The organism is Algibacter sp., from assembly GCF_049667265.1.
Taxonomy (GTDB): domain Bacteria; phylum Bacteroidota; class Bacteroidia; order Flavobacteriales; family Flavobacteriaceae; genus Algibacter_B.
The window spans coordinates 1-2,119 of record NZ_JBATHX010000357.1 but is presented as its reverse complement, the minus strand read 5'-3'; the positions used below and the strand labels follow the sequence as shown (position 1 = coordinate 2,119).

Genomic DNA, 2,119 nt, shown 5'->3' with positions numbered 1-2,119 from the left:
TTCTGATGGAATTGATAGACAAACATATCCTGTTCCAGCAATTTATACTATTGGTGTTAATATAAAAATATAAAAAATGAGCAATATGAAAAATAATATTAAACAATTCCTAAATCTACTAGCCATGTTGTTAGTAGTGTTTTTCTCTACAATATCCTGTAGCGATAAATTAGAAGAAAATGACGGGCAATTATCAGCTGGCGATTTGGATTTTACGCTTTCTGAAAATATGGTGTTACCTTTAATTGGTGCATACAGCGAAACCTACTCCAGAGGATGGGAAGACCCATTGTTAATAGGAGTAAGAGGAGATGATGTGAATGCTGGTGGTGTTGGCGATGCGCAAGGTGGTTTTACTAATGCCGATCTTTATAATTATGATAATGGCTATTGGATGTTTAACCAAGTTTGGGAAAACTTTTATGGTGATATTACAGATATTGTAAACTCGCAAGAAACGATTGTAAAATATAAAGAGTTTGCTACAGGGGATTATATTGACTTAGCGGACCAGTATATTGCAGAAACAAAAGTCTTAAGCGGGTTTCAGCACTTACAAATGTCTCGTTTATGGAGTGATATTTTTATAATTACCACTTCAAATGTTTCAGAAGATATTAAGAAAGGTGTTAAAACCAAAGAGGAGGTTATGCAATATGTTTCAGACTTAATGGATGAAGCTATTCCTGATTTACCAAACATGAGACCTAACGAAAGAACGGATGTTCCTGGCGGCGTTACAAGATATACCGCATTAGCAATTAAAGCAATGGCTAATTTGGAGATGGAAAATTATCAAGCAGTTGCAGAAATCACGGGTCAAATAATTAGCTCAAACAAATTCGAACTGTATCCTGATTTTTATGAGTTATTTAAAAAGCCAGGGCAATATAGTAATGAGAATTTGTTCGAATTACAATTTTCAGATTACAACTCAGATTCTGGTGATGTAAATAACCATTTATATGCACCTTTTGGTCCATCAAGTTGGACGCCAATTGTATCAACAGCTAATGGAGGTTGGGGTTTCTACGAGCCTAGTTCTAAATTTATTAAATTTATGATTGATAGAGATGATGAGCAGCGTTTAGTTACAAGCGTTTGTTTCACACCTCGTGGAATTGAGGAAATAAAAACCGATCCTGCTTATGCAACGCTTCCAGGTTATGTGTCAAATGTAACACCAGATGGCGATATTTTTAATGATTATGAAAGAGCAAAATTTGCAAGTGGAAAACATTATTTACCATCAAACCAATTAACATCAGGTAGGAATAGTTATGGTTCAAGTAAAAACTTTATCGTAATTAGGTACGCTGAAATATTGCTTATGTATGCTGAGGCCTTAACCCAAGGTGCAAGTAGTAGTGTTGCAATGACAGCCGATCAAGCAGTAAATATGGTAAGAAATAGAGTTAGTATGACACCTTTATCTGGAGTAACTACCAATTTAGTAATGGATGAGAAATTTGCAGAATTAGGTATGGAATGGGGTATACGTTATTTTGATATGATAAGACTGAACAAATATGACGAGTTAAGTTATGATGGTAGAACGTTTACCGCAGATGCTGAATACTTGCCATATCCGCAAGATCAATTAGATCTTTTACCTCTTGATAAATAAAAAAAAACTAAAACTAAATTAATATGAAAAATATATTAAAATATTTAAATTTTCTGTTCATTACGTTGCTTATAGTGTCATGTAATGATGGGATAGACCCAATAACAGAAGTTGACCCAGGCGCTGATGTTACGGCACCAGCGGTGAAAATTATTTTGCCAGCTGAAGGAACTACTATAAAAGTTTTTGAAGACGAGACTTCTTTTGATGTGAAATTTGAAGTTACGGATGACATTGAAGTAAAAACAATTTCGATACTTTTAGATGGTAATGAAATAAGAAGTTTTAATAATTTTTTAGATTATCGTGTTGCTAAAGAAGAATTTACACAAAACGGATTAGTAAATGGTGATCACGTATTAACCGTTCAAGCAACCGATATTGAAGGTAAAACAACTTCTGCCGAGGTTAACTTTAGTAAACAACCACCGTATAGCCCGTTATTTGATGGTGAAGTTTTATATATGCCTTTTGATGGTGATTACAGAGATT

At 34.1% G+C, this 2,119-nt stretch carries 2 protein-coding genes; both read left to right on the top strand.

The features are described from left to right. Window positions 1–85: 85 nt before the first annotated feature. Window positions 86–1,627, top strand: coding sequence for a RagB/SusD family nutrient uptake outer membrane protein (locus tag WBN21_RS12590; protein ID WP_424200809.1), 1,542 nt, complete (start codon window positions 86–88; stop codon window positions 1,625–1,627). 23 nt (window positions 1,628–1,650) lie between these two features. Continuing rightward, window positions 1,651–2,119 (top strand): Ig-like domain-containing protein (locus WBN21_RS12585; protein WP_424200807.1); only part of this gene is annotated, 469 nt, incomplete at its 3' end.